Origin of the sequence: Brevibacterium picturae, assembly GCF_030453725.1 — a bacterium.
Taxonomy (GTDB): Bacteria; Actinomycetota; Actinomycetes; order Actinomycetales; family Brevibacteriaceae; genus Brevibacterium; species Brevibacterium sandarakinum_A.
This window is the reverse complement of sequence record NZ_JAKDJU010000241.1, coordinates 1-3497: the sequence shown is the minus strand read 5'-3', so window position 1 is coordinate 3497 and position 3497 is coordinate 1. Positions and strand designations below refer to the sequence as shown.

Genomic DNA, 3497 nt, shown 5'->3' with positions numbered 1-3497 from the left:
GCAATGCGAAGACGCACATCGCCCGCGGCGCGCCCTCCTTCGAGGGTGCACCACGGGCGAACTGTGCGAACTCGCCGGGGCGAACTCAGACGATGACGACCATGGGGACGATCATCGGCTTGCGACGCAGCTTCGAGGACGCCCAGCGTCCCACCGTGCGGCGCACGACCTGCTGCAGCTGGTACTGGTCGGTCGTGCCGTCCTTGAGCGCATCCTCGACAGCCTTCGTGACCTTCGGCATGATCGAATCGAAGACGGAATCGGATTCGGCCACACCGCGGGCATGGATCTCGGGCCCGGCGATGAGGGACTTGGACTGACTGTTGATGGCCATGAAGATCGTGACGAAGCCTTCGCCGGAGAGCACAAGACGGTCCTTGAGGTCCGCCTCGGTGATCTCGCCGACCGAGGAGCCGTCGACGAAGACGTAGTTGCAGTCGACTGCACCGACGACCTCGGCATGGCCGTCCTTGAGGTCGACGACCCACCCGTCATCGGCGAGGACGATGTTGTTCGGATCCACTCCGGTCGCCTCGGCGTGTCTGGAGTTGGCCAGCATGTGCCGCCATTCGCCGTGGACGGGCATGACGCCGCGGGGCTTGACGATGTTGTAGCAGTAGAGCAGCTCGCCGCCGGAGGCGTGTCCTGAGACGTGGATCTTGGCGTCGGCCTTGGAGATGACGTTGGCACCCAGCTTCATCAGCCCGTTGATGACCTTGAACACGGAGTTCTCGTTGCCGGGGATGAGCGAGGAGGCGAGGATGACGGTGTCGCCGTCGCCCACCTCGACGCGGTGGCTGCGGTTGGCCATGCGAGACAGGGCCGCCATCGGCTCACCCTGCGAACCGGTGCACATGAGCACGACCTGGTCATCGGGCAGCTTCTCGACCTCTTTGATGTCGATGAGCGCACCACGCGGCACCTCGAGGTAACCGAGATCCGCAGCGATCTTCATGTTGCGCACCATCGACCGGCCGACGAGAGCGACCTTGCGGCCGTGGGCATCTGCGGCGTTGAGCACCTGCTGGACGCGGTGGATGTGTGAGGAGAACGAGGCGACGATGATCCGGCGCTCGGCGTGGCCGAAGAGGTTCTCGAGAACCGGTCCGATGTCCTTCTCCAGGGCGGTGAACCCGGGGACCTCGGCGTTCGTCGAGTCCGTCATGAACAGGTCGACGCCTTCCTCGCCGAGGCGGGCGAAGGCGCGCAGGTCGGTGATCCGGCCATCGAGCGGGAGCTGGTCCATCTTGAAGTCGCCGGTGTGGAGGATGTTGCCGGCTCCGGTGCGGATGAAGACCGCGAGGGCATCGGGGATCGAGTGGTTGACGGCGACGAACTCGAGGTCGAAGGGACCGAGCTGGTCGAGGTCGTCTTCCTTGACCTCACGGGTGATCGGCTTGATCCGGTGTTCCTTGAGCTTGGCCTCGATGAGTGCGATCGTCAGCTTCGAGCCGAGGATCGGGATGTCAGTTTTGCGGCGCAGCAGATAGGGGACGGCTCCGATGTGGTCCTCGTGGCCGTGGGTGAGGACGAGGCCGACGATGTCGTCGAGACGGTCGTCGAGGTAGGAGAAGTCGGGGAGGATGAGGTCGACGCCAGGCTGGTCCTCTTCGGGGAAGAGGACGCCGCAGTCGACGATGAGCAGCTTGCCGTGGTATTCGAACACGGTCATGTTGCGTCCGACTTCGCCGAGACCGCCGAGCGCGACGATGCGAACCGCTTCCCGGTCCATCTTCGGAGGAAGCTTGAGTTCTTGGGTCAATGCATTATTCACTGAGGTAACCACTCCTGGTCAATTGGGCGGCCACGAGTGCCATCTGCTCCTCATCTGCTGGGAGCAGCGGCATTCGCGTTCCGCGGTTGTCGAGTATTCCTTGGGCCTGCAATGCGGCCTTGGCCGAGATGACTCCCGGCATGTGATTCATGAGCGCGTCGACCATGTCCCCTGTGTCGAGGGCGATCGCGCGAGCGGTGGTGAGGTCGTTGTTCGCCACGGCGGCAACCATATCGGCGAAACGCGGGGTGCAGACATGGCCGGCTACGGACACGACGCCCAGGGCGCCGAGGGCCAGCAGCGGAAGGTTGAGTGCGTCCTCGCCCGAATAGTAGACGAGTGAGCTGCGGTTCATCACCTGCGCGGAGGCGAAGAGGTCGCCCTTGGCGTCCTTGACCGCGAGGATGTTGGGATGATCGGCCAACCCGAGGAGCGTCTCCGTCCTGATGGGCACTCCCGCTCGTCCCGGAATGTCGTAGAGCATGACGGGCAGATCGGTGGAGTCGGCGGCCGCGCTCATGTGGGCGGCGATGGCCGGCTGGGTCGGCTTGGAGTAGTAGGGAGTGACGATGAGGATGCCGTCGGCGCCCGCTGCCGCCGAGCGCTTGGACAGATCGATGGTGTGCGAAGTGACGTTGTTGCCGGTGCCGGCGATGATCTTCGCCCGGTGCCCGACGACGCCGCGGACGACCTTGAGCAGTTCGATCTTCTCATCATCGGTCGTCGTCGGTGATTCTCCGGTGGTTCCGGACACGACGAGCATGTTGTTGCCGAGGTCGACGAGGTGGCTCGCGACCTTCTCAACGGCAGGATAGTCGATGGTTCCGTCGTCCTTGAACGGCGTCACCATCGCCGTGCCGACAGTACCGAACGCATCAATCGCAGCGGCTGCTGCGCTATCACCGAGAATCGCCATACGAAAAGGATACCGCGCACAGCTCACGACTGCGGCAGTGGCCGTCCGCGCGCCACGAGTGCGTTTGCTGCATACCGGCTGCTGCCCGTCGCCGCATTCCGCTCATCGGCGGCATGCGGCGCATCGACGGCCCGCCGCGTGTTCACCGTGTGGAAGTGATGGGACCGGGCCGTGAGAGACGAATCACACGGCCCGGTCGATGACGCGGGGGCTGCCGATCAGGTTTCGCCTGAGTTATGGAGTTGATGTCCGTTCGGGTGGGCCGTTCACGTCGACGCCCAGCAGCCCCGCGGCAGCGAGTTCGAGAGACTCCGCGAGCCGGTCGGACGAGGCTGGGGCGCGACCGGCGACCACTGCGACGTCGAAGCCGTCGATGGCTGCGATGAGTGTGTCGACGATGAGGCCGGGGCCCGCCTGCGGGCGGAAGCTGCCGTCGCGGATGCCCCTGTCGATGATCGTTCGGAAGTGTGCACTCCAATTGTCGAAGACTTCATCGACCGAGGCCCGCAGATAATCATTGCGGTTCGAGACGGCGACGAGTTCGATCCACACCTGCGAGCGTCGCCGGAAGTCGCCGATCGTCGGGACTGCCCGCAGGCTGGACTGCAGCTGCTCCCACGCTGAGCCCTGGGATTGTGACAGACCTGCGATGGCCTTGACCACCGAGGCGCTGTGGGTCGAGAACGCGCGGACGAGCAGATCCTCCCGAGATCCGAAGTAGTACTGCACTGTGCCCACGGACACTCCGGCCGCCTCGGCGATGTCCTTCATCCGCACGGTCTCCGGGCCGCGCTTCGCGATCTGTGC

3 protein-coding genes are annotated in these 3497 nt (G+C 64.7%); all 3 read right to left on the bottom strand.

Annotated features, from left to right (window positions below):
• Positions 1–85 precede the first annotated feature (85 nt).
• Positions 86–1732, bottom strand: coding sequence for a ribonuclease J (locus tag L0G76_RS14870; RefSeq protein ID WP_304357932.1), 1647 nt, complete (start codon positions 1730–1732; stop codon positions 86–88).
• Between the two features lie 34 nt (positions 1733–1766).
• On the bottom strand, positions 1767–2690 hold the full coding sequence (gene dapA, locus L0G76_RS14865) for a 4-hydroxy-tetrahydrodipicolinate synthase (RefSeq protein WP_304357931.1): 924 nt from the start codon (positions 2688–2690) through the stop codon (positions 1767–1769).
• Positions 2691–2924: 234 nt separating this feature from the next.
• The coding region (locus L0G76_RS14860; RefSeq protein ID WP_304357930.1) for a TetR/AcrR family transcriptional regulator at positions 2925–3497 on the bottom strand (573 nt) is incomplete at its 5' end.

What these genes read in the sequence shown, in the direction of transcription:
- L0G76_RS14870 (WP_304357932.1), bottom strand. Translation starts at nt 1,732, where the DNA reads ATGGACCGGGAAGCGGTTCGCATCGTCGCGCTCGGCGGTCTCGGCGAA.
- dapA (WP_304357931.1), bottom strand. Translation starts at nt 2,690, where the DNA reads ATGGCGATTCTCGGTGATAGCGCAGCAGCCGCTGCGATTGATGCGTTC.